The 21,991-nt window shown below is 65.6% G+C and carries 23 protein-coding genes; 11 read left to right on the plus strand and 12 right to left on the minus strand.

All coding sequences use genetic code 11. The annotated features are described in order from the left end of the window. Positions 1-2: 2 nt before the first annotated feature. Genes ACOXXX_RS15445 through ACOXXX_RS15455 form a run of 3 tightly spaced genes read right to left on the minus strand, consistent with a single transcriptional unit; the run spans position 3 to position 1,504 of the window. Positions 3-602 (minus strand): MotE family protein, encoded by a 600-nt coding sequence (locus ACOXXX_RS15445; protein WP_422827502.1) that lies wholly within the window; start codon positions 600-602, stop codon positions 3-5. Beyond that, complete coding sequence (locus tag ACOXXX_RS15450; protein ID WP_422827503.1) at positions 599-970, minus strand: DUF6468 domain-containing protein; 372 nt, start codon at positions 968-970, stop codon at positions 599-601. Before ACOXXX_RS15450 ends, ACOXXX_RS15445 begins: the two co-directional genes overlap by 4 nt. Before the next feature lie 24 nt (positions 971-994). Beyond that, positions 995-1,504, minus strand: a complete 510-nt coding sequence (locus tag ACOXXX_RS15455) for a flagellar basal body-associated FliL family protein (RefSeq protein ID WP_422827504.1) — start codon at positions 1,502-1,504, stop codon at positions 995-997. Between the two features lie 119 nt (positions 1,505-1,623). Here ACOXXX_RS15455 and fliF point away from each other — a divergent pair, with 119 nt between their 5' ends. Genes fliF through fliP form a run of 4 tightly spaced genes read left to right on the plus strand, consistent with a single transcriptional unit; the run spans position 1,624 to position 4,868 of the window. Further along, a complete protein-coding gene (fliF, locus tag ACOXXX_RS15460; RefSeq protein WP_422827505.1) occupies positions 1,624-3,243 on the plus strand; it encodes a flagellar basal-body MS-ring/collar protein FliF in 1,620 nt (539 codons plus the stop codon). Then, on the plus strand, positions 3,243-3,848 hold the full coding sequence (locus tag ACOXXX_RS15465; RefSeq protein ID WP_422827506.1) for an ABC transporter ATP-binding protein: 606 nt from the start codon (positions 3,243-3,245) through the stop codon (positions 3,846-3,848). The genes fliF and ACOXXX_RS15465 overlap by 1 nt, the downstream gene beginning before the upstream one ends. After that, positions 3,841-4,134 (plus strand): FliM/FliN family flagellar motor switch protein, encoded by a 294-nt coding sequence (locus tag ACOXXX_RS15470; RefSeq protein ID WP_422827507.1) that lies wholly within the window; start codon positions 3,841-3,843, stop codon positions 4,132-4,134. Before ACOXXX_RS15465 ends, ACOXXX_RS15470 begins: the two co-directional genes overlap by 8 nt. Beyond that, on the plus strand, positions 4,131-4,868 hold the full coding sequence (gene fliP, locus ACOXXX_RS15475) for a flagellar type III secretion system pore protein FliP (protein ID WP_422827508.1): 738 nt from the start codon (positions 4,131-4,133) through the stop codon (positions 4,866-4,868). The genes ACOXXX_RS15470 and fliP overlap by 4 nt, the downstream gene beginning before the upstream one ends. 43 nt (positions 4,869-4,911) lie before the next feature. On the opposite strand, the gene ACOXXX_RS15480 is transcribed toward fliP, so the two are convergent. The 5 genes from ACOXXX_RS15480 to eutB all read right to left on the minus strand — a co-directional run bounded on the left by ACOXXX_RS15480 (position 4,912) and on the right by eutB (position 10,460). Then, a complete protein-coding gene (locus ACOXXX_RS15480) occupies positions 4,912-6,282 on the minus strand; it encodes an aspartate aminotransferase family protein (protein ID WP_422827509.1) in 1,371 nt (456 codons plus the stop codon). A 111-nt stretch (positions 6,283-6,393) separates the two neighbouring features. Then, positions 6,394-7,878: an NAD-dependent succinate-semialdehyde dehydrogenase gene (locus tag ACOXXX_RS15485; RefSeq protein WP_422827510.1), complete on the minus strand. Its 1,485-nt coding sequence runs from the start codon at positions 7,876-7,878 to the stop codon at positions 6,394-6,396. 147 nt (positions 7,879-8,025) lie between these two features. Next, positions 8,026-8,505 carry an Lrp/AsnC family transcriptional regulator gene (locus tag ACOXXX_RS15490; protein WP_422827511.1) on the minus strand — a complete coding sequence of 160 codons (480 nt, stop codon included), beginning with the start codon at positions 8,503-8,505 and terminating at the stop codon, positions 8,026-8,028. Further along, positions 8,498-9,466 carry an ornithine cyclodeaminase family protein gene (locus tag ACOXXX_RS15495; protein WP_422827512.1) on the minus strand — a complete coding sequence of 323 codons (969 nt, stop codon included), beginning with the start codon at positions 9,464-9,466 and terminating at the stop codon, positions 8,498-8,500. Before ACOXXX_RS15495 ends, ACOXXX_RS15490 begins: the two co-directional genes overlap by 8 nt. Further along, on the minus strand, positions 9,456-10,460 hold the full coding sequence (gene eutB, locus ACOXXX_RS15500; RefSeq protein ID WP_422827513.1) for a hydroxyectoine utilization dehydratase EutB: 1,005 nt from the start codon (positions 10,458-10,460) through the stop codon (positions 9,456-9,458). Before eutB ends, ACOXXX_RS15495 begins: the two co-directional genes overlap by 11 nt. Positions 10,461-10,629: 169 nt before the next feature. Between eutB and ACOXXX_RS15505 the strand changes: the two genes are divergently transcribed. Further along, a complete protein-coding gene (locus tag ACOXXX_RS15505; RefSeq protein ID WP_422827514.1) occupies positions 10,630-11,856 on the plus strand; it encodes an MFS transporter in 1,227 nt (408 codons plus the stop codon). 73 nt (positions 11,857-11,929) lie between these two features. Here the strand turns inward: ACOXXX_RS15505 and ACOXXX_RS15510 are convergent, their stop codons facing one another. Both ACOXXX_RS15510 and ACOXXX_RS15515 read right to left on the minus strand, forming a co-directional pair. After that, positions 11,930-12,850: a rhodanese-related sulfurtransferase gene (locus ACOXXX_RS15510; RefSeq protein WP_422827515.1), complete on the minus strand. Its 921-nt coding sequence runs from the start codon at positions 12,848-12,850 to the stop codon at positions 11,930-11,932. Positions 12,851-12,855: 5 nt separating this feature from the next. Next, positions 12,856-13,275, minus strand: a complete 420-nt coding sequence (locus tag ACOXXX_RS15515) for a hypothetical protein (protein ID WP_422827516.1) — start codon at positions 13,273-13,275, stop codon at positions 12,856-12,858. Between the two features lie 143 nt (positions 13,276-13,418). Between ACOXXX_RS15515 and pncA the strand changes: the two genes are divergently transcribed. Further along, positions 13,419-14,018 carry a bifunctional nicotinamidase/pyrazinamidase gene (gene pncA, locus ACOXXX_RS15520; protein WP_422827517.1) on the plus strand — a complete coding sequence of 200 codons (600 nt, stop codon included), beginning with the start codon at positions 13,419-13,421 and terminating at the stop codon, positions 14,016-14,018. Here the strand turns inward: pncA and ACOXXX_RS15525 are convergent. After that, complete coding sequence (locus ACOXXX_RS15525; protein ID WP_422827518.1) at positions 14,012-14,671, minus strand: hypothetical protein; 660 nt, start codon at positions 14,669-14,671, stop codon at positions 14,012-14,014. The genes pncA and ACOXXX_RS15525 overlap by 7 nt on opposite strands. A 166-nt stretch (positions 14,672-14,837) precedes the next feature. Here ACOXXX_RS15525 and pncB point away from each other — a divergent pair, with 166 nt between their 5' ends. The 5 genes from pncB to ACOXXX_RS15550 all read left to right on the plus strand — a co-directional run bounded on the left by pncB (position 14,838) and on the right by ACOXXX_RS15550 (position 20,709). After that, on the plus strand, positions 14,838-16,130 hold the full coding sequence (gene pncB, locus ACOXXX_RS15530) for a nicotinate phosphoribosyltransferase (RefSeq protein ID WP_422827519.1): 1,293 nt from the start codon (positions 14,838-14,840) through the stop codon (positions 16,128-16,130). A gap of 100 nt (positions 16,131-16,230) precedes the next feature. Then, positions 16,231-17,652 carry a homospermidine synthase gene (locus tag ACOXXX_RS15535; RefSeq protein ID WP_422827520.1) on the plus strand — a complete coding sequence of 474 codons (1,422 nt, stop codon included), beginning with the start codon at positions 16,231-16,233 and terminating at the stop codon, positions 17,650-17,652. Positions 17,653-17,804: 152 nt separating this feature from the next. After that, positions 17,805-18,890, plus strand: coding sequence for a histidinol-phosphate transaminase (hisC, locus tag ACOXXX_RS15540; RefSeq protein WP_422827521.1), 1,086 nt, complete (start codon positions 17,805-17,807; stop codon positions 18,888-18,890). Further along, on the plus strand, positions 18,887-19,807 hold the full coding sequence (locus ACOXXX_RS15545; protein ID WP_422827522.1) for a prephenate/arogenate dehydrogenase family protein: 921 nt from the start codon (positions 18,887-18,889) through the stop codon (positions 19,805-19,807). Before hisC ends, ACOXXX_RS15545 begins: the two co-directional genes overlap by 4 nt. Continuing rightward, on the plus strand, positions 19,807-20,709 hold the full coding sequence (locus ACOXXX_RS15550; protein WP_422827523.1) for an extensin family protein: 903 nt from the start codon (positions 19,807-19,809) through the stop codon (positions 20,707-20,709). The genes ACOXXX_RS15545 and ACOXXX_RS15550 overlap by 1 nt, the downstream gene beginning before the upstream one ends. A gap of 62 nt (positions 20,710-20,771) precedes the next feature. Here ACOXXX_RS15550 and ACOXXX_RS15555 read toward each other — a convergent pair whose 3' ends face one another. Beyond that, positions 20,772-21,881: an alkene reductase gene (locus tag ACOXXX_RS15555; RefSeq protein ID WP_422827524.1), complete on the minus strand. Its 1,110-nt coding sequence runs from the start codon at positions 21,879-21,881 to the stop codon at positions 20,772-20,774. Positions 21,882-21,991 lie beyond the last annotated feature (110 nt).

Consider the following 21,991-nt stretch of genomic DNA (forward strand, 5'->3'; position numbering starts at 1 on the left):
CGTCATTCCTTGGGTACATCGGCATTCCGCCCGGCCAGCACCACGCTGACCGTATAGGCCGCCTGCGGGCTCAGCCCCGCCATGATCGCGGCGGCAGCATCCGCGCGCATACGGCCCAGGAACCCGGCGGCAAACTCCGGGTCCATCTGCTCGAACAGCGCCGCGGCCTGCTTGGGTTTCATGTTGGCATAGACATCCGTGAGCCGGGTCAGGTCATCTTCTGCCGCGGTCTGCGCCAGGGCCAGCGTCGCGCGCAGCTTGTCCTCGGCCGTTGCCATGGCCTCCAGCTTGCGGTCGATCTCCTCTTCGGCGACCGACAGCGCCTGGATACGCACGCGCAGGTCATTTTCGCGCTTCTCCAGCCGCGCCTCGCGGGACTTGAGCGCCTCCAGCATCGGCAGAAGCTCGGCCTCGGTCGTGGCCATCGCCGGGGCGTGGGCCGCGGTGTCGGCAGAGGCCGGCCCGCCGTGTTCCTCGGCCAGCGCCTGACCGGTTTCCGATCCGATCCGCACCAGCGCCGACCCGATCAGCAGCCCGCCGATCAACGCAAGCGATCCGCGCCCGCGCCTGTGCCCGGCGCCGGATTTCCGCAGCCCCCTCATCGTGATGCCGCCCGCTGTGCGCGGCGCACGAACACCGGCTCTGCCGGATCGGGGGCGGCGGCGGGCGGTGCGGGGGGCGGCGTGTCCGGCAGATCGTGCATCGATGCCATCATGAGCTCCAGCCGCTTGGCCACCTGCTCCGCCCGTTCGGTCAGCGCCTGCAGCGATTCGGTGGAGGATGCGGCGGTTTTCTGCGCCGCGCCCAGCGTGCGGGTCATGTCGTCGACCTGCGCCGACAGTACCGCAACGGCGCCGCCAACACCGTTTTCCAGGTCGTTGAACCGCGCCAGCCGCCGGGCCAGAACGAAGCAGTAGAACCCGGCCCCAAGGGCCCCCGCGGCCAGCAGGATATCCGCAATCATCGCCATGTCAGGCACCTCTTTCCGTCATATTCAATTCAGAACGAACTCCATCACCAGCAGGTCGCGCACGCGCCCCTCCCCGGTGACGAGCTGGATGCGCCGCAACATCTGCGCGCGCAGCTTGATCAGGGCCGACGGCGCTTCGAGATCGCGCGGCTCGAGCGCCCGCAGATAGCTGTTGAGCACATCGACAACCCGCGACTGGATGCTCTCGACCTCGCTCAGGTAGGTGCTGGGCACTTCGAGGTCGGCGCGAAAGATCAGATGTTCCTTGCTGGACCCGGGGCCAAGCGACACCACCAGCTGCGGCAGGGCAACAAAGCCGATGTCGGGCAGCGGCGTCACCTCTGGCCCATGCTCGGCCTCGGCATGTGCATCCGCTTCGGCATGGGCGTCGCCACCCAGGCCGGGAATCAGCCCGGACCAGGCCGCGTAAAAGCCGCCGCCACCGCCAAGAACCGCCAGAACGATCCCGGCGATGAGCGGCATTTTCGATGGTTTGCCAATGGCTTCCGGTTCCGTCGCGGTTGCGTCACTCATCCTCGACCCTCTCTGCTGTCGAGCTTTGTTTTAGCCGACAGGAACTAACGGGTTGTTAAGGCTGATGGGCCAAACAGGGCGCCGAGTGTAACGCCAGAACGGCGAAGCGGAGGTGGGTCTTGCAGCAGGTCCTGACGGTTTGGAACAGCCTTGGCGCAAAGCGCCGCATTTGGGTGATCGGCGCCACGGTTGCGGTCTTTGCCGCGGTGCTTGCGATGGCGCGAATCGCGTCCACCCCGAACCTGTCGCTGCTCTACGCGGGCCTCGAACCCGGCGCGGCGGGCGAGGTGGTGAGCGCGCTGGAACAGCGCGGCATCCCCTATGATGTACGCGGCGGTGCCATTTTCGTACCCGCCGCCGATCGTGACAGCCTGCGCCTGACCTTGGCGAGCGAGGGACTGCCTGCCAACTCCGGCCAGGGCTACGAGCTTCTGGATCAGCTTTCGGGCTTTGGCACCACGTCGCAAATGTTCGACGCCGCCTACTGGCGCGCGAAAGAGGGGGAACTGGCCCGCACGATCATCGCCAGCCCGCATATTGCAACCGCGCGAGTGCATATCGCCAATTCCGGCGCCAACCCGTTCCAGCGTGACGTGACGCCCTCGGCCTCGATCTCGGTCAGCACCACCGGCGCGGCGCTGACCCCGCCGCAGGCCCGCGCGCTGCGGTTTCTTGTCGCCTCGGCAGTGCCCGGGCTCGATGCCGCAGAGGTGTCGGTGATCGACGGGCGCGGCGGCCTGATCGGCGGGGACGAGGATGCCACCACCGGCAGCAATGCCGATGACAAGGCGCGGCAGCTGCGCGACCGCGTGCAGCGCCTGGTCGAGGCGCGGGTGGGCCTGGGCAACGCGGTGGTCGAGGTGAGCGTGGACACGGTGACCGAAACCGAATCGATCCTAGAACGCCGCTTCGATCCGGAAAATCGCGTGGTGATCAGCTCGGACACCGCCGAAACCAGCAGCCAGTCGCAGGATACCGGCGGCGGCGACGTCACCGTAGCCTCGAACGTGCCCGACGGCGCCGCCGCAGAAGGCGATAGTTCCAGCAGCCAGAACAGCGAAACCCGCGAGCGGCTGAACTTCGAAGTGTCTGAAACCACGCGGGAAATCACCCGTGCGCCTGGGGCGATCAAACGCCTGACAGTGGCGGTGCTGGTCAACGGCAGCTTCGAGACAGGGGCCGATGGCACGCCGCAATTCGTGCCGATGCCCGATCCGCAGCTCGAGGCGCTTCGCGATCTCGTTGCCTCGGCCGTCGGGTTCGAGGAGACGCGCGGCGACATGATCACCATCCGCTCTATGCCCTTCGAACGTCCCGACGGGCTGGGCACCGAAGCACAGGAGCCGGGGCTTTTCTCCACCGCGCTCGACACCATGGCGCTGATCCAGATGGCGATCCTTGGGGTTGTCGCTCTGATCCTCGGGCTGTTCGTGGTGCGCCCGATCCTGAGCGCGCCGCAGACGGCGGCCTTGCCCGCCCCGACGTCGCTCGACACATCCGGGGCGCTGCCTCCGGCCGCGACCGATGCCCTGACCGGAGAGATCGAACCCGAAGAGGGCTTTGGCAACCTGCCGGTGCTCGCCTCCGCATCGGGGGGCGGGGACAACGTGCTGGCCGATTTCAACACGCCGGTGTCGGACGATCCCGTTGACCGTCTGCGCGGCCTGATCGACCAGCGCCGGGAAGAGACGGTGGAAATCCTGCGCTCCTGGCTTGACGAGTCGGAGGAGGTACGCTGATGGCCCTGCGCGATCTGCTTGAGGATTTCGGCCAGTCCACCCCGCCCGCGACCGCCCCCGGCGGCGCGCCGTTGAACGATGTCGACCTGGAAGGGATCAAGCTTGAATCATTCGAGGACGGGTACAAGGCCGGGTGGGACGACGCGATACGCGCCCAATCCGACGACCGCACGCGCATCGCCAGCGACTTTGCCCAGAACCTGCAGGACCTGTCCTTCACCTATCACGAGGCCTATAGCCATGTGCTGGCCGCGATGACGCCGCTGCTTGATGACATGGTGCACGCGCTGCTGCCCGCGCTCGCCCGCGACGCGCTGGGGCTGCACATAGTCGAACAGCTGCACGCGCAGTCGAGGGCCATAGGCAACCTCAGCGTCGAAATCGTCGTCGCCCCGGAAAACAGGGACGCCGTGAGCGCGCTGCTGACCCGCGACTTCGGTTTCCCGCTCAGCGTCGTGGAAAGCGACACGATCGGCGAAGGCCAGGCCGACATCCGCTTTGGCGCGGTGGAACAACAGGTCGACCTGACCAGCGTCCTGAATGGCATCAACGAAGCCGTCACCGCCTTCACCTTTGATAACGCAAGGAAAACCGCCCATGGATAATGCACCCGATGCCCAGCCTCCGCGCGGCGACAGCAGCGCGCAGCTGACTTCGATCCCGATCGAGATCACCGTGTCCGTCGGGCGCGCCCGGCCCCTGGTCCGCGATCTGCTGCGGCTCGACGAAGGGTCGGTTCTGACGCTCGACAAGCGCGTGGACGACCCGGTGGAGCTTTACGTGGGCGACCGGCTGATCGGCATCGGTGCGCTCGAGGTGATCGAAGGCGACGAGAATGGCCAGCTTGCCGTGCGCATGACCGAAGTCGTCGACAGCCAGTCCGCCTCTTGACCCTGCGCCGCCGCCTTCTTCCGCTGCTGATCCTTGGCCTCGTGGCCGGGGCGGGGCCGGTTGCGGCGCAGGAGTTTTCGCTCGACCTGGGCGGCGACGGGTCGATCACCGCGACCAGCGTGCAGCTGATCGCGCTGATCACGCTGCTCAGCCTCGCGCCCGGCATCGCGATCATGATCACCTGCTTTCCGTTCATCGTGACGGTGCTGGCGATTCTGCGGCAGGCCATCGGGTTGCAACAATCGCCGCCCAACATGCTGATCATCAGCCTGGCACTGTTCCTGACCTACTTCGTGATGGAGCCGGTGTTTCAGGCCGCGTGGGACCAGGGCATTCAGCCCCTCATCAACGAAGAAATCCCCATAGAGGAGGCGTTTACCCTAGGACTGGAGCCGTTTCGCGGCTTCATGGCTGCGCGGACCGATCCAGACACCTTTACCGCCATGGCCGATCTGCGCCCCGATGCCAGTGGCGACCCGCTGGAACCGCAGGCCCCGCTGTCGGTGCTGATCCCGAGCTTTCTGCTGTCGGAAATCAGTCGCGCGTTCCAGATCGGTTTTCTGGTCTTTCTGCCATTCCTGATCATCGACCTGGTCGTTGCGGCGGTGCTGATGTCGATGGGCATGATGATGGTGCCACCCGCCATCGTATCGCTTCCGTTCAAATTGGCGTTCTTCGTCATCGCCGACGGCTGGTCGCTCTTGGCCAGCAGCCTGGTGCGCAGCTATTTCTAACGCGCGAGGGGGCCGGACATCTTCCCGGCCCCCCAAACGTTTCCTAACCCAGAACCTCGGCCACGGCCTTGGCGGTCTTGCCCGCAACCTCGTCGGCTTCGGCCTTGGTCAGGCAGAAGGGCGGCGCGAAGCCCAGGATGTCGCCCTGCGGCATGGCGCGCGCGATCACTCCCTGCTCCAGCAACGCCGCCGCCAGCCGCGCGCCGACCTTGTCGCCCGCGTCAAAGAAGGTGCGGCTGTCGCGGTCCTCCACGAATTCCACCGCGCACAACATGCCTTCGCCGCGAACCTCGCCCACATGGGCATGGGCGCCCACGGCGTCGGCCATGACCTTGTTGAGATAGGCGCCGGTCTCACCGGCATTCTGCACGAGGTTCAACTCGTCGATGAGCTTGAGGTTCGCGACACCCGCCGCGGCACCGATGGGATGGGCCGAATAGGTCCAGCCGTGGCCGATGGGGCCGTTTTCATCCGTGCCCTGCTCAAGCACCTTCCACATCCTGTCGCTGACGATCGACCCCGAGAGCGGCGCATAGGCCGAAGTCAGGCCCTTGGCGATGGTGATCAGATCGGGCTTCAGCCCGTAATGCTCTGACCCGAACATCGTGCCCAGACGGCCAAAACCGGTCACGACCTCGTCGGCGATCAGCAGGATATCGTGTTTCGCAAGCACCTCCTGGATCGCGGCCCAGTAGCCTTCGGGCGGGGGCACGATGCCGCCGGTGCCCAGAACCGGTTCGCCGATGAAGGCGGCGATGGTTTCGGGGCCCTCATCCTCGATCAGCGCCTCAAGTTCGGCGGCGCAATGGGCGACGAAATCCGCCTCGGACATCGCCATGTCGGGCCGCCGGAAGTAATAGGGCGCTTCGGTGTGGATGACCTGGCTCAGCGGCAGATCGAACTTCTTGTGAAAAAGCTCGAGCCCGGTCAGCGACCCGGTCATCAACCCCGACCCGTGATAGCCGCGCCAGCGCGAAATGATCTTTTTCTTCTCGGGGCGGCCCAGGATGTTGTTGTAATACCAGACCAGCTTGATGTTGGTCTCGTTCGCATCCGAACCCGACAGGCCGAAATAGACCTTGGACATATGCGCGGGCGCGCGGTCCATGATCATTTTCGCCAGCGTAATCGACGCCTCGGTCCCGTGGCCGACGTAAGAGTGGTAATAGGCCAGTTCGCGGGCCTGCGTGGCCATCGCCTCGGCAATGTCCTGCCGGCCATAGCCCACGTTGACGCAGTAAAGCCCGGCAAAGGCGTCCAGCATCCGGTTGCCGTCGCGATCTTCGATATGGCAGTTCGTCCCGCCGGTGATCACGCGCTGGGGCAGGTTGCCCCGGGCGAATTCCGCAAGGTGGGTCGAGGGGTGGAAGAAATTCTCACGGTCCCACTGCTCCAGCATATCGTTCTTCAGCATGTCTTGTCCTTTCCGCGGGTCGGCGCGCAGCCATTCCCCGTTCTTTCCTAGAAAACTCTCGCCGCAGGCGCCGGACTTTTCGGCCCGGGCCTTTGGGGGCGTGTGTGGCGCTCAGGCCCAGTCGCGGCACACATACTTGATTTCGGTGAACGCCTCCAAGCCCTGACGCGCGCCTTCGCGGCCCAGGCCCGATTGCTTCATCCCGCCAAAGGGGATTGGCGCGCCGGTGACCTTGGTGCGGTTGACGGCGACCATGCCGAATTGCAGCGCCCGGGCCAGACGGTAAATGCGCCGCGGGTCCATCGTGTGCACATAGGCGACAAGGCCATATTCGCTGTCATTGGCGCGGGCCAGAACCTCGTCCTCGCTGTCGAACGGCACGATGGCCGCGACCGGGCCAAAGGTTTCCTCGCGCAGGATCAGCGCATCGGCGGGAACATCGGCCAGAACCGTCGGTTCATAAAAAAGCGGCCCCAGCGCGTGGCGTTTGCCGCCGCAGACCAGCCGCGCGCCCTTCTCCAGCGCGTCGGCCACGTGCTCCTCCTGCTTGGCGACGGCCTTTTCGTTCATCAGCGGGCCGATCTCGGGATCGTCCATGCCGATGCCCAGAGTCAGCTTCTGCGTGGCGGCGGCGAACTTTTCGACAAAGGCGTCGTAGATGCCACGCTCCACGAAGATGCGGTTCGCGCCCAGGCAATCCTGGCCGGAGGTGGCGAACTTGGCCTTCATCGTCTCGTCGACCGCCTGGTCGAGGTCCGTGTCGCCGAAGACCAGCACCGGCGCGTGTCCGCCCAGTTCCATGATCAGCGATTTCACTGTGCCCGCGCACTGCTGGTACAGCAGCCGCCCGATTTCGGTCGATCCGGTGAAGGACAGCACCCGCACGCGGGCATCCTGCGTCCAGGGCGCGACCACCTCGGGCGCCTGGCCTGTCACGACGTTGAAGACGCCCGGCGGAAAGCCCGCGCGATCGGCAAGTTCGGCCAATGCCAGCGCGGAAAACGGTGTCTCGGCGCTGGGATGCGCGACCACCGTGCAGCCAGCCGCCAGCGCCGCGGCGGCCTTGCGGGTCAGCATGGCGCAGGGAAAGTTCCAGGGGGTGATGAGGGCCGCGACACCCATCGGTTCGCGCCAAAGCTCGACCTCGGCATCTGGCAGATGCGAGGTGACGCCCTCGATGTTCGGACGGCGGGTTTCCTCGGCGTAGAATTCCACGAAATCAGCGGCATAGGTGATCTCGCCCCGCGCTTCGGAAATCGGCTTGCCCTGTTCCAGAACCATGATTCGCGCCAGGTCTTCGCGGTGTTCGATCATCAGGTCGTACCAGCGGCGCAGCAGGCGCGCGCGGTCCTGCGGAAGGGTGGCGGACCAATCGGCAAAGGCGGCCTGCGCCACATCGACGGCACGGGTGGCATCCTTGCCCGAAAGCTGCGCGACCTCGCCCAGCCATTCACCGTCGGCGGGGTTGGTCACGGCAAAGGCCGCGCTGTCGGCGCCGCTGCACCACTTTCCGCCGACATAGGCAAAGCTGCGCACAAGGCGTGCGTCACCAATCTGCGACAGGGGCGTTTTGGGTAGGGTTCGATGGACGGTCATGGGGGTTTCCTCCTTGGCCTGACTGCGGTCAGACTAGGACGCCCTCACCAGAGGGTGAGACCAAATTCACTGCCCCGGGCAGAGGATTCCTCTGCCCCGGCGCGGCTTGCCAGACCATTCCTCTGCCGCGCACCGTTCCCGGCCTTTTCAGTCGTCCAGCAACAGTCCGAGCGGTAGCCCGACCGAGGATTTAACCGGTTTCGTGACGATATAGGTGTAGTACCGCGCCAGCCCGACCCGCGCTTCGAGCAGCGCGTCGATCAGGCGCTGGTAGGCATCGATGTCGCGAGTTACGACCTGCAGAAGGTAATCGAATCCGCCGCCCAGCGCCCAGGCCCAGGTGACCTCTTCATAGCGTTGCACCGCCCGCTCGAAGGCCTGGAAATGCTCGGCCTTGTGGCCCTCAAGCTCGCAGGCGACGAAAACCACCACATGCGGGCCAAAGGCGCGCAGCGACAGGCGCGCACCGTAGCCTTCGATGATTCCCGCGGTTTCGAGCTTTTTCAGACGCTCCCAGCAGGGTGTGGGCGACAATCCCACCTGTTCGGCCAGTTCCGCCTTGGTGATCCGGCCGCGGTGGCTGAGCACACGCAGGATTTCCATATCGCGCGCGTCGAGCTTAAGCATCGGCCAGACGCTCCAGCACATGTGCCGCCATCGCGGTGTCCTGCGCCCCGGTGCCGGTCAGATCGGCAATTGTGATCTGGCGCGGATCGGTGCGGCCCTTCGCCTGCCCGCCGATCACCTGGCCCAGTTCGGCAGGGTCGTCGCCGGTCCAGTCGCCACTTTCCAGCGCAGCGCGCCATTCGCCGCGCAGCCGGACCTGTGCGGCGCTGTCGGCGATGTAAAGATCGGCGCGGGTCAGGCAACGGGGATGCAGTTCGCCCTTGTCGGGGGCATCCGATCCCATCGCCGTGATATGCAGTTCGGGGTGCAGCCAGTCGGCCTGAACCAGCGGCGTGAACGATGGCGTTGTGGTCACGACCAGCTGGCTGCGCTTGACCAGCAGGCGCGGATCGCTGCAAACCTCGGCCTCAACCCCGATGTCCTGCGCCAGATCGGCGGCGCAGCTCGCGGCCTTTTCCAGATCGCGCCCCCAGACCAGCACCCGTTCGAACGGACGCACCAGATGCGCCGCGCGCATCTGCAGCCGCGCCTGCAAGCCGGTGCCGATGACGCCTGCAGTGGTCACCACCTCGGGTGCCAGATGCCGCGCCGCGACCGCCCCGGCAGCGGCGGTCCGCAGGTCGGTCAGGTAGCCGTTGTCCAGAAACACCGCCCGCACCGAGCCATCGAGTGCCGACAGCACGTTGACCATACCGCCCAGGCTGGGCATCCCGCGCGCGGGGTTGTCGAAGAACCCGGTGCTGACCTTCAGCGCGAAGACGTCCAGCCCGGCGATAAAGGCGGTCTTGGCATCCACCTCGGCGTTCAGCATGGGCAATTCCATCGACATGATCGGCGGCATGATCACCCGCCCCTCGGCCAGCGCGACAAAGGCCTGTTCGATCACGTCGACGACGTCCAGATGCAGCGCCACAAGCGCGCGCAGGCGGTCTTCGGACAGCAGAAGCGGTTCAGCGGGCATAGGGCACACCCTTGACGACCAGATCGCCCAGCGTCACGTCGCGCCCCGCCATGACGTCGCCGAACAGCGTCATGTCGACATTGCGCCCGGTGATCACCGTGGCGGCCGGCCCGGTAAGCGTGACCTTGCCCGCCATCAGCGCGGCGATACCCACCACACAGGCGCCTTCGGCGACGATGCGATCCTCGTAGAACAGCACCTGCAGGGCACGGTAGATCTCGTCCTCGGTCACCAGCACGACCTCGTCCAGCAGGTCGCGGCACATCGGAAAGGACAGGCGGTTGTCCGCACCGATGCCGCCGCCCAGGGAATCGGCCAGGCTCGCCACCTCCTCGACCTCGACGGGATGTCCGGCGGCCAGGCTTTGCTGCATCGCCGCCCCCCGGTCCATGCTGATGCCGACGATACGGATGTCGGGGCGAATCGCCTTGGCCGCCCGGGCGATCCCGGCGGCCAGCCCGCCGCCCGAAAGCGGCACCAGCAGCGTGTCGATCTGCGGCTGCGCCGCCATGATCTCAAGCCCGATGGTGCCCTGCCCCGCGATCACGTGCGGATCGTCGAAGGGCGAAATTTCGGCCAGCCCCTCTTCGGCCACCAGCCGCTGGCTTTCGGCCAGCGCCGCGTCCTGCGACCGGCCGACAATCCGGACCTCCGCCCCCAGCGCGCGAATGCCGTCGACCTTGGTCTGCGGCACAAGCTCCGACATGCAGATCACCGCCCGCATTCCCCGCGCCCGCGCGGCAAAGGCCACGCCACGCCCGTGATTGCCGGTTGAACAGCAGGTGACGCCGCGCGTGTCCGCAGGCAGCGCCCGTACCGCATTGAGCGCACCGCGCAGCTTGAACGCGCCAATGGGCTGCATGTTCTCCAGCTTGAGCCAGACCGCATGCCCGAACCGCGCTTCCAGATACGGCGAAGGGATCAGCGGGGTGTGATCCGCCACACCCCGCAGCACTTTGGCTGCGGCAAGAATATCGGCCAGCGTCACGGTCATTCGGATGTTATCCCCCCCCTCGCGTTCCCGGAAACTCTACAGGGACGGGGCGCGCAGTTGCAAACCCCCTTGGGGGTCAGCGGGCCTGTGCCCGCACAATGGCCGGGCACGGCTTCGACTGTCGCTTTCGGGATACCTAATCCCCAAAGCCGCGTCTAACATGGCGGCCATGACAGACCCCAGCCCGCTTGACAGCCGCTATGCCTGGACCCGCCTGGCCATCACCCTGCTGATCGCGGTGATGGGCAATGTCGGCATGTGGGCCATCGTTGTGGTGATGCCCGACGTGGGCACGGAATTCGGCGTCACCCGGGCCGAGGCGGCGCTGCCCTACACCACCACGATGATCGGCTTTGCCCTGGGCAACATGTTCATCGGCCGCGCGGTCGACCGGTTCGGCATCACGTGGTCGCTGATCGGCGCGGCGCTGCTCATCGCGGTGAGCTACGCGCTGGCAGCGCTCAGCCCGTCGATCCTGGTCCTGGCGCTGGTGCAGCTTGGCATCGGCTTTGGCACGGCGTCGTGTTTTGGCCCGCTGATCGCCGACATCTCGCACTGGTTCCAGCGGCGGCGCGGCATCGCCGTGGCCATCGCCGCCTCGGGCAATTACCTCTCGGGGGCGATCTGGCCGGTGCTCCTGGGCTGGCTCGCCGCCGGCGAAGGCTGGCGCTGGATCTATACGGCGCTGGCCATCCTCACGATCCTGACCATGGTGCCGCTGTCGCTGCTGCTGCGTCGCCGGGTGCCCGAGGCCGCGATGCAGGCGTCCGAAGTTTTGCGCGCCGGGCGCGCCCGGGCCACCGGTTTCTCACCACGCCAGCTGATGTGGCTTCTGGGCCTCGCAGGCATCGGCTGCTGCGTCGCGATGTCGATGCCGCAGGTGCATATCGTGTCGCTCTGCGTCGATCTGGGCTACGGCAGCGCGGTCGGCGCGGAAATGCTGTCGCTGATGCTCCTGGGCGGGGTGGTGTCGCGGTTGGTGTCGGGCGCGCTGACCGACCGGCTGGGCGGGGTGCGTACCCTGCTCATCGGGTCGACGCTGCAATGCATCGCGCTCTTCCTCTACCTGCCCGCGGGCGGACTGGTCTCGCTTTATACGGTGAGCCTAATCTTCGGGCTCAGCCAGGGCGGCATCGTCCCCAGCTACGCGGTCATCGTGCGCGAGTACCTGCCCGCGAAAGAGGCAGGCGCCCGCGTCGGTTTCGTGATGATGCTGACGATTGCCGGGATGGCGCTTGGCGGATGGCTCTCCGGGGTGATCTACGATCTGACCGGCAGCTACCAATGGGCCTTCATCAACGGTATCGTCTGGAACAGCGTCAACATCGGCATCATCATCCTGATCCTGCTGCGGGGACAGCGCGCGGGGCGCGCCCCCGGTCCTGTCGCCGCCTGACCCCTTCTTCGGTTTCAAATAACCTCAGAGAGCGCGAGAGACTGGTCTCTCGCATGCCGCAGGCATCCCGGCCTCAGCCCTCTTCATCCACATCCGCCGCAAGGTGCCGTTCGCCGCGGGCGTGAGCCAGCGCGATCTGCCGCTGCCGTTCGCGAAACCGCGCCTTGTCGGCCTCTGTCGTCTGGTCGACACACAGATGGCAGGCCACGCCGTGTTCGTATTCCGGGCGCGTGCGATCCTCTGGCAGGATCGGACGGCGGCAGGCGTGGCAAAGTTCGTGCGGCCCCTCGATCAGACCGTGCCCAACCGACACCCGCCCGTCGAAGACAAAGCAATCGCCGTGCCAGGTGCTCTCGGCCTCCGGCACCTCTTCGAGGTATTTCAGGATTCCGCCCTGCAAGTGATAGACATCCTCGACCCCCTGCCCCAGCAGGTAGTTGGTGGATTTTTCGCAGCGGATCCCACCGGTGCAGAACATCGCGATCCGCTTGTTGTGAAACCGGTGCTTGTTCGCCTCCCACCAGCCGGGAAAGTCGCGAAAGCTCTGGGTCTGCGGATCGACCGCGCCGTCGAAACTGCCGATGGCGACCTCGTAATCGTTGCGCGTGTCGATCACCGCCACATCCGGGCTGCGGATCAGATCGTTCCAGTCCGCGGGCGCCACGTAATTCCCGACCCGGGCGCGCGGATCGACATCCGGCTGGCCCATGGTCACGATCTCTTTCTTCAGCCGCACCTTCATCCGCGCGAACGGCCGCTCGCGCGCGGTCGACCGCTTCCATTCGAGCCCATCGCACCCGGGCAGCGCGCGGACATGTGCCAGCACCGCCCCGATCCCGGCCTCGGGGCCAGCGATGGTGCCGTTGATCCCCTCGCGCGCCAGCAGCAGCGTGCCGGTAACCTTCTGCGCGCGGCACAAGGCAAGCAGCGGCGCACGCAGAGCGGCCGGGTCGTCAAAGCGGGTAAAGTGATAAAGCGCTGCGACAGTTAACAATGTTTCTAACGGCGGTTTGAGGCTTTGTGCAAAACCCAACTAAGCATCATTCCCCAGATTGCCAAGCACACCCCGACCGATGCTTCGTGGCCCAACCGTAGGCCATGGCGCGCCAAGCCATAGGGCAGATTCAAACCGGCCAGTACGATCGCCAGCACAATCGGCACACATACCAGCCATAACAGACCGGCGACGACCACATGCCTGTCCATGAACCCGTAGCGCCAGAGATCGCGCAGCACATTGGCCGAAAGCCATAGAGCGATGACCCAGACCAAAATTTGCCACATGAACATCGCTTCGGTCCAAGTCACTCCAAGCCAATCGGCGCGATAGAAACGCCCACCTTCGCCGCAGGACAGTTCTTGGAAACCGAGCAAAGCATCGGTTGCCTTGCAGCTTGATAGATCGGGTATGTCCGACATGCTCTGGTTCCGGCTGTTTCAGGTGAATTATACGGCATTCGACCAAACGCGAAAAGCACGATGGCCGCGCAGAAAATGCGCGGTTGCGGGCCGCAGGAATTTCCAGTCTGTTGGCTCAGACCAGATTCCATTCGGAGGCTGCCATGCACGCGCTTGTCGTCATCGACGTCCAGAACGATTTCTGCCCCGGCGGGGCGCTTGCCGTAACAGGCGGGGACGAGATCGTGGCCCCGATCAATGCGCTGATGGCCGATTTCGACGCGGTGATCCTGACGCAGGACTGGCACCCGGCGGGGCATTCTTCCTTTGCCAGCCAGCACCCGGGCAAGGCACCGATGGAGATGACCGAGATGCCCTACGGCCCGCAGGTGCTCTGGCCCGATCATTGCGTGCAGGGAACGGACGGCGCGCGTTTTCACCCAGCGCTTGCGACCGACCGCGCCGATCTGATCATCCGCAAGGGCTACAATCCCGCCATCGACAGCTATTCGGCGTTTTTCGAGAACGACCACGAAACCCCGACGGGGCTCGAGGGGTATCTGCGGTCGCGCGGGATCGACAGCCTGACGATGGCAGGCCTTGCCACGGATTTCTGCGTGAACTTCAGCGCGGTGGACGCGGCGGGGCTGGGCTTTGCCGTGACCGTCCGGCAGGATCTCTGCCGTGCCATCGACCTCGGCGGGTCATTGGATGCAGCAAGGGACGGAATGCGGCAGGCGGGGGTGACGCTGACCGATCACTGATCCGCGCTGCGGGCGGCCTTCAACAGGTGATCAAGCGACGAGCCGGGTGCGGGGGCATAATCCGACCGCTTGGCGGTCATCGGCGCGGCCATGACCGGCGCAGGTTCGGCCACGACATCTTGCATCTCGGTCTGCAGCGGCAGCAGGTGCAGCGCCACCCAGCCGATGGCCGCCATCCCGCCCAGCGGCAGGATCAGCCGCATCAGCCCGCCTGCATCCAGGCCTTTCACGCGGCGCCCGACGCCGGCAGGTGGCGGCGTTTCGAGCGCCAGCGGCTGCGTGGTGCCAAGCGTCACCATCAGTTCGCCGATATCAAAGCCGTTCCAGTCCCGGCCTCGCAGATCGAACCGCATCAGATTCTCCTGCAACCGTTTCACGACATCCGTCATGTGATCATCGAACCGCGCATCGAACCGGCCCGCGGGAAAGGCCTGGCCCGAAGCCACGAAGGCAAAACCGCACGCCTCGAAATAGGCGCGCACCTCGGCATCGGCGCCCTTGAGCGCGCGGGCGGTGGCGGGATCGCGGAACTTGGCCACGTAGTTGTTGCGCGCATTGCGGCGGATGCCCGCGATTTCCAGTGCCGCCGCAGTCTTGGGGTCGTCGAACACCGCGTCGGGTGCGATCAACTGGATATCGACATCGTATTTCATGGGGCTCGGGCCGTCCTCCGGGTCTGACTGGCCCTCAGCCTTGCCTGTCGAACCGGCGGAAATACGGTGCACCATGGGCCATTTTGCGGCATCCTTCCCGTCGCGACCCTGTACAGGCCGCAGAAAACATGGTTTCAAAACAAGGCCCAAAGCATGAAGGCTGCCCATGGTCGATATCGCCACCCGCGTCTGGAACCACAAGTGGAAGATCGACCCGATCGTCCGGTCGCTGATCGACACCGATTTCTACAAGCTGCTGATGTGCCAGTCGGTGTTTCGCAACAAGCCCGACACCCAGGTTACCTTCAGCCTGATCAACCGGTCAAAGCACGTGCCGCTGGCCAAGCTCATCGACGAAGGCGAGCTGCGCGAACAGCTTGACCACATCCGCTCGCTGTCGCTGCGGCGGGGCGAATCCACCTGGATGCGCGGCAACACCTTTTACGGCAAGCGCCAGATGTTCCGCCCGGATTTCATGGACTGGTTCGAAAACCTGCGCCTGCCGCCCTACCACCTGGAACGGGTGGGCGATCAGTACGAACTGACCTTCGAAGGCGCCTGGCCCGAGGTCATGTTGTGGGAAATTCCCGCGCTCGCCGTGCTGATGGAACTGCGCGGCCGCGCCGTCCTGAACGAAATGGGTCGGTTCGAACTGCAGGTGCTTTACGCCCGGGCGATGACCAAGCTTTGGGAAAAGGTCGAACGCCTGCGTGGCGTGCCCGACCTTCGGATCGCCGATTTCGGCACCCGTCGGCGGCATTCGTTTCTCTGGCAGGACTGGTGCGTTCAGGCCATGACCGAAGGGCTGGGCGCAGGCTTTGCCGGCACATCGAACTGCCTCATCGCCAAGAACCGCGACCTTGAGGCGATCGGAACCAACGCCCACGAACTGCCCATGGTCTATGCCGCCCTGGCCGAAGACGACGAAGCACTGGCCCGGGCACCCTACGACGTTCTGGCCGATTGGCACGAGGAACACGAAGGCAACCTGCGCATCATCCTGCCCGATACCTTCGGCACCGAGGGCTTTCTGCAGCGCGCGCCCGACTGGCTGGCGGGCTGGACCGGCATCCGCATCGACAGCGGCGATCCCGCCACTGGTGCCGAGGTGGCGATCCGCTGGTGGAAAGAGCGCGGCGAGGATCCGCGCCAGAAGCTGGTGATCTTTTCCGACGGCCTGGACGAGGACAAGATCCTGGAGCTGCACGCACAATTCGCAGGCCGTGTCCGGGTCAGCTTTGGCTGGGGCACGCTTTTGACCAACGATTTCCGGGGATTGACCCCGGACGACCGACTGGCGCCCTTCAGCCTGGTCTGCAAGGCGGTGCAGGCGAACGGCAAGCCCACGGTCAAGCTGTCGGACAACCCCAAAAAGGCGATGGGCCCGCAGGAGCAGATCGACCGCTACAAACAGGTCTTCGACGTCGGATCGCAGCAAAGCTTTGACGTGGTTGTCTGACCGCGGACCGGACCACTCGGGCCCGAAAATCCGCCGCCCGCATTTCCCTTTGCCGCGACACGGGTTAGGTAGGGACTGATTGCAAGCAGGAGGTCCCCGGATGGCACAGGAATACCCCGTCTACGGTCGCATTGACGGCCCCATCGTGATGATCGGCTTCGGCTCGATCGGCAAGGGCACCTGGCCGCTGATCGAACGGCATTTCGACTATGACGCGGACAAGTTCACCGTGATCGAACCCGACAAGGCGCAGGCGAACTTCCTGCGCCAGCACGGGCTGAAGCACATGCAGGTCGCGATCACCCGCGACAACTACCGCGAAGTGCTGGGCGATTTGTTCAAGGACGGCAAGGGGTTCTGCGTGAACCTGTCGGTCGATACCTCGTCGCTGGATCTCATGAAATTCTGCCGCGAACTGGGCGTGCCGTACATCGACACCGTGGTGGAACCCTGGGCGGGCTTCTATTTCGACACCACCGACAATGCCGAGCGGACCAACTATGCCCTGCGCCAGAAGGTGCGCGATGAAAAGGCCGCCAATCCCGGCGGCACCACGGCGGTCAGCTGCTGCGGCGCCAACCCCGGCATGGTCAGCTGGTTCGTGAAAGAGGCGCTTTTGACCCTGGCCAAGGATACCGGCCATGACGTCGCGATGCCGCAGGACCGCACGGACTGGGCCAAACTGATGCAGACGCTGGGGGTCAAGGGCGTGCACATCGCCGAACGCGACACCCAGGCCCGCCGCGTGCCGCGCCCGCGCAACGTGTTCGTCAACACCTGGTCGGTGGAGGGCTTCATCGCCGAAGGCTTCCAGCCCGCCGAACTGGGCTGGGGCACGCATGAAACCTGGTTCCCGGAAAACGGCCATTCCTATGACACCGGCTGTCAGGCCGGGATCTGGCTGGAACGTCCGGGTGCCATCACCCGCGTGCACACCTGGTGCCCGACGCCGGGGCCGCAGTTCGGCTTTCTCGTCACCCACAACGAGGCGATCTCGATCTCGGATTACTACACCGTGGGCGACGCGGGCAGCCCGGAATTCCGCCCGACCTGCCACTATGCCTATCACCCGTCCGACGACGCGGTGCTGTCGCTGCACGAAATGTTCGGCTCCGGCAAGCAGCAGACCAAGCATCACATCCTGACCGAGGACGAGATTGTCGAGGGGATCGACGAACTGGGCGTTCTGCTGTTCGGGCACGAAAAGAACGCGCTCTGGTTCGGTTCGCGCCTGTCGAACGAGGAAACCCGCGACCTGGCCCCCTACCAGAACGCCACCGGCCTGCAGGTCAGCTCGGCCGTGCTGGCGGGCATGGTCTGGGCGCTGGAAAATCCCGATGCGGGCATCGTCGAAACAGACGAGATGGACCACGCCCGTTGCCTAGAGGTGCAGCGCCCTTATCTGGGCCCGGTCGAGGCGCATTACACCGACTGGACTCCCCTGCAGGACCGCTGGGAACATTTCCCCGAGGATATCGACGATTCCGACCCCTGGCTGTTCCGCAACGTGCTGGCGACCTGAGGTCCGCGCAACGCCCGGCCCGGGTCGGGCGTTGCGCGGCGGAAATCTCTGCTTGCCACCAGGCGTTTCCGCCGCCGCCCCGTCGCCGCGCCGACTTGTCGCTTTTCTTGGCCCCGCACCCCCGCTAAAGACGACCGGCAAGGAGACTTTCGATGAACAGCATCGCACCGCAGCCGGGGATCATGGACATCACGCTCTACCAGGGCGGCAAGGCCGCGGTGGAGGGCGTGTCGAACGTCGTCAAGCTCAGCTCGAACGAAAACCCCTTTGGCCCCTCACCGGCGGCACAGGAAGCGGTGCGCCGGTCCGTGCACGAATTGCACCGCTATCCCAGCACCGATCATGCGGGCCTGCGCCAGGCCATCGCCGAGGTGCACGGGCTGGATGCGAACCGGATCATCTGCGGCGTCGGCAGTGACGAGATCATCCACTTCCTTTGCCAGTGCTACGCCGGTCCGGGCGATGAGGTGGTGCATTCGGTGCACGGCTTCGGCATGTATCGGATCAGCGCCATGGCGGCAGGCGCGACGCCGGTCGAGGTGACAGAGCGCGAGCGGGTCACGGATGTCGACGCCTTCCTTGCGGGCTGCTCGGACCGCACCAAGCTCGTCTTCCTGGCCAATCCCAACAACCCCACCGGCACGATGATCGGCATGGCCGAGATCGAGCGGCTGGCCGAAGGTATTCCGCCGAAGGCGATCCTGGTGCTCGACGGCGCATATGCCGAGTACGTGGACGGTTATGACGGTGGCGCGCAGCTGGTCGAGGCGCGCGACAACGTGGTGATGACGCGCACCTTTTCCAAGCTTTACGGCCTGGGCGGTCTGCGCGTCGGCTGGGGCTATGGCCCGCAGGCGATCATCGACGTGCTGAACCGCATTCGCGGCCCCTTCAACCTTTCGGGCACCGCGCTCGCCGCGGCCGAGGCGGCGGTGCGCGACCGCGCGTTTGTCGAAAAATGCCTCGTCGAGAATGCCCGCATGCGCACCTGGCTGGCCGAGGCGTTGGCGGAACACGGGGTGCCTTCGGACACCTCAATGGCGAATTTCATCCTCGCGCGCTTCGGCACCGCAGAAGAGGCCGCGGATTGTGACGCCTACCTGCAAAGCCAGGGTCTGATCGTGCGCCGCGTGGCTGGCTACAAACTGCCGGCGGCCCTGCGGATCACCGTGGGCGACGAATCCTCGTGTCGGCGCGTCGCGCATGCGGTGGGGCAGTTCAAGGCAGGCCAGCGATGAGTGTGATCTACAACAAGGTGGCGCTGGTCGGTCTGGGCCTGATCGCCTCGTCGATGTTCTGGGCGATGAAGCGCCGCGGGCTTGCGGGCACGGTGTCGGGCTTTGCCCGCTCTGCCGAGACCCGCGACACGGCGCGGCGGATCGGGCTGTGCGATACGGTCTGCGACAGCCTTGCCGATGCGGTGAAAGATGCCGATCTGGTGGTGCTGGCTGTGCCGGTGGGCGCCATGGGCGAGGTCGCGGCCGAGATCGCACCGCATCTCAAACCCGGTGCCACTGTGACGGATGTCGGTTCGGTCAAGCGCGCGGTGATCGACAGCGTCGGCCCGCATATCCCCGACGGCGTACATTTCGTGCCCGGCCACCCGCTGGCCGGCACCGAACATTCCGGCCCGGAATCAGGTTTTGCCACCCTTTTCGACAACCGCTGGTGCCTGCTGGTGCCTATGCCGGGGTCGGACCCCGCCGCCGTCGCCACCCTGCGCACGTATTGGGAGGGTCTGGGCTCCTATGTCGACGAGATGGAGGTCGATCATCACGACCTGGTGCTGGCCGTCACCAGCCACGCGCCGCACCTCATTGCCTACACGATGGTGGGGGTCGCGGATGATCTGAACCGCGTGACCGACAGCGAGGTGATCAAGTATTCTGCCACAGGTTTTCGGGATTTCACCCGCATCGCGGCGTCCGATCCGACGATGTGGCGCGATGTGTTCCTGAACAACAAGGACGCGACGCTGGAAATCCTCGGCCGCTTCACCGAAGAGCTTTTTGCCCTGCAACGCGCGATCCGCACCGGTGACGGTGCGCTTCTGCAAGATTATTTTACCCGGACGCGGGCCATCCGGCGTGGTATTATCGAGGCCGGACAGGATACGGATGCGCCGGATTTCGGGCGCGCCAAGGTGGAGAGATAATGCGCGTTGGTCTGTTGGTTCTTGTCCTGTTTTCGCTGATCTCCCCGGCTCTGGCGAAGGCCCCCGAAAGTTCCCTGCGCCCTGTCGCGCGCGCGACCGCGGACGTCGAAACCGCTGCCCCCGCCATCACCGACCGCCTGTCACCGAGCCTGCGCCCGTCGGCGCGCCCCGATGTGTTCGAGGCCGCGCTGGTCGCGAAGCTGGTGCGGCGCATGTCCGGGCTGGAACCCGTCGAACGGGCCGAACCGCTTGAGTTCATGGAGCCGCTTCTGGCCTTTGCGAACGCCACCCCGCGCGCCGTGGCCCGCACCCTGCGCCCGGCCCGCCGCACACCCGAGGTCGTGCAGCGCGCGATGGCGCAGCGCCAGCGCGAAGTGCGCGGATCGGTCTGCGGCGATCCGGCGCTGCAGGGGGATACCGTGGGTTTCGTGCCCGGGCGCATCGGCGCCTGCGGGATACAGGACGCCGTGCGCGTGCGCTCTGTTTCCGGCGTTGGCCTCACGCAGTCCGCGCTGATCGATTGCCGCACGGCCAAGGCTTTGAAACGCTGGGTCAATTCATCGGTCAAGCCAGCGGTCGGATCGCGCGGCGGTGGTCTGGCCCGGTTGCGAGTGGCGGCCCATTACGCCTGCCGGACCCGCAACAACCTGCCCGGCGCAAAGGTGTCGGAGCATGGCAAGGGCCGTGCCATCGACATTTCCGGCCTGATCCTGCGCGACGGCACGGAGATCAGCGTGCTGCGGGGCTGGCGCTCCGAACGGGACAGTCGACTCATGCGGCGTGTTCATGGCCAGGCCTGTGGGATCTTCGGCACCGTGCTGGGGCCCAATTCCGACCGGTTCCACCAGGATCATTTCCATTTCGACACGGCGCGCTATCGCAGCGGATCCTTCTGCCGCTAGGCCGGGTGGCCCGGCGCACCGGGCCTGAGGCATTTCGCGATACACCTGAAGCGCGGAACGCTTCAGGCGGTTTGCATCTGCGTCAGGGTCGGGAAATTTGCATAATCCTTTTCGCCTTGCGCGTACCAGCCGCCCTGCGGTGTCTCGGCCAGCGGCGCGCCCTGGGCGATGCGGTCGACCAGATCCGGATTGGCGATAAAGGCGCGCCCGAAGGCAATCGCCTGCACGCGCCCCTCGCTCAGCAGCCGCGCGCCGTCGGCAACGGTCAGCCCGCCGTTGGCAATGATCGCACCGCTGAAGTTTGGTCGCAGAACGTTCAGAATCTGCGCCTGATCCGGCAGCCCGAACCAGCCGTTGGTATCCGCCGAATGCATGTAGGCGGCGCCCAGTCGGTCCATCTGCCGGGCCAGATACCCGAAGATTTCTGCCGGGTCCGACGGGCGGGCGTTGTTGTAGACGCCGTAGGGCGAGACACGGATGCCGATCCGGTTGGCCGGGACATGCTGGTTCATGGCCTCGAAAATCTCGACCACAAAGCGCGCACGGTTTTCGATGCTGCCGCCATAGCGGTCGTCGCGGGTGTTGAGCCGGTCCGACAGGAACTGGTTGGGCAGATAGCCGTTGGCGGCGTGAATCTCCACACCGTCGAACCCCGCCCGCATCGCGTTGGCCGCCGCCTGCCCGAAATCCTCAACGGTCTGCTGGATCTCCGACAGGGTCATCGCGCGCGACGGCGTCGGGGCGATCTTGACGTAGGCGCCGTTTTCAAGCTTCGCATGCGGTTCGATCTGGCCCAGGTCGTCATTGAGCCCGCTGGGCGACAGCGGATCCCGACCGTTCATCAGATAGCTTGCGGCGACACGGCCACAGTGCCCAAGCTGGCAAAACATGCGCCCGCCCGCGGCATGCACGGCGTCGGTGACTGGCTTCCACGCTTCGACCTGGGCGTCGTTGTAAAGGCCGGGCACCAGTTCGAAGCCGATGCCCTGGTCGTTGGGATAGGTCGCTTCGCTGATGATCAGACCGGTGCCCGCGCGCTGGCGATAATAGTCCGCCATGATCCGGACGGGCACGCCATCGCGGGTCGCGCGGGCGCGCGTGAGCGGTGCCATGATGATGCGGTTCGGCAGGTCCAGGTCGCCGATTGTGACGGGATCAAAGTAGCTGGTCATGGAAGTCTCCGGAGCATGCCAGCCTGCGCGGTTCGGCGAAGGGCCGGGCGGACTGGCGGATATCGATAAAGGTGAAAGGTGCGGTGGCCCGGGGGCGTTGCAGGATGACC

It is taken from the genome of Thalassococcus sp. BH17M4-6, assembly GCF_049323015.1.
Classification (GTDB): Bacteria; Pseudomonadota; Alphaproteobacteria; order Rhodobacterales; family Rhodobacteraceae; genus Puniceibacterium.

Coding starts and splice junctions, on each gene's coding strand:
- hisC (WP_422827521.1), top strand. CDS start 17,805: ATGAACAGCATCGCACCGCAGCCGGGGATCATGGACATCACGCTCTAC.
- ACOXXX_RS15485 (WP_422827510.1), bottom strand. CDS start 7,878: ATGACCGTCCATCGAACCCTACCCAAAACGCCCCTGTCGCAGATTGGT.
- ACOXXX_RS15495 (WP_422827512.1), bottom strand. CDS start 9,466: ATGCCCGCTGAACCGCTTCTGCTGTCCGAAGACCGCCTGCGCGCGCTT.
- pncB (WP_422827519.1), top strand. CDS start 14,838: ATGGTCGATATCGCCACCCGCGTCTGGAACCACAAGTGGAAGATCGAC.
- ACOXXX_RS15470 (WP_422827507.1), top strand. CDS start 3,841: ATGGATAATGCACCCGATGCCCAGCCTCCGCGCGGCGACAGCAGCGCG.
- ACOXXX_RS15545 (WP_422827522.1), top strand. CDS start 18,887: ATGAGTGTGATCTACAACAAGGTGGCGCTGGTCGGTCTGGGCCTGATC.
- ACOXXX_RS15445 (WP_422827502.1), bottom strand. CDS start 602: ATGAGGGGGCTGCGGAAATCCGGCGCCGGGCACAGGCGCGGGCGCGGA.
- ACOXXX_RS15535 (WP_422827520.1), top strand. CDS start 16,231: ATGGCACAGGAATACCCCGTCTACGGTCGCATTGACGGCCCCATCGTG.
- ACOXXX_RS15515 (WP_422827516.1), bottom strand. CDS start 13,275: ATGTCGGACATACCCGATCTATCAAGCTGCAAGGCAACCGATGCTTTG.
- ACOXXX_RS15455 (WP_422827504.1), bottom strand. CDS start 1,504: ATGAGTGACGCAACCGCGACGGAACCGGAAGCCATTGGCAAACCATCG.
- ACOXXX_RS15490 (WP_422827511.1), bottom strand. CDS start 8,505: ATGCTTAAGCTCGACGCGCGCGATATGGAAATCCTGCGTGTGCTCAGC.
- ACOXXX_RS15505 (WP_422827514.1), top strand. CDS start 10,630: ATGACAGACCCCAGCCCGCTTGACAGCCGCTATGCCTGGACCCGCCTG.
- ACOXXX_RS15550 (WP_422827523.1), top strand. CDS start 19,807: ATGCGCGTTGGTCTGTTGGTTCTTGTCCTGTTTTCGCTGATCTCCCCG.
- ACOXXX_RS15450 (WP_422827503.1), bottom strand. CDS start 970: ATGGCGATGATTGCGGATATCCTGCTGGCCGCGGGGGCCCTTGGGGCC.
- eutB (WP_422827513.1), bottom strand. CDS start 10,460: ATGACCGTGACGCTGGCCGATATTCTTGCCGCAGCCAAAGTGCTGCGG.
- pncA (WP_422827517.1), top strand. CDS start 13,419: ATGCACGCGCTTGTCGTCATCGACGTCCAGAACGATTTCTGCCCCGGC.
- ACOXXX_RS15555 (WP_422827524.1), bottom strand. CDS start 21,881: ATGACCAGCTACTTTGATCCCGTCACAATCGGCGACCTGGACCTGCCG.
- ACOXXX_RS15465 (WP_422827506.1), top strand. CDS start 3,243: ATGGCCCTGCGCGATCTGCTTGAGGATTTCGGCCAGTCCACCCCGCCC.
- ACOXXX_RS15525 (WP_422827518.1), bottom strand. CDS start 14,671: ATGAAATACGATGTCGATATCCAGTTGATCGCACCCGACGCGGTGTTC.
- ACOXXX_RS15480 (WP_422827509.1), bottom strand. CDS start 6,282: ATGCTGAAGAACGATATGCTGGAGCAGTGGGACCGTGAGAATTTCTTC.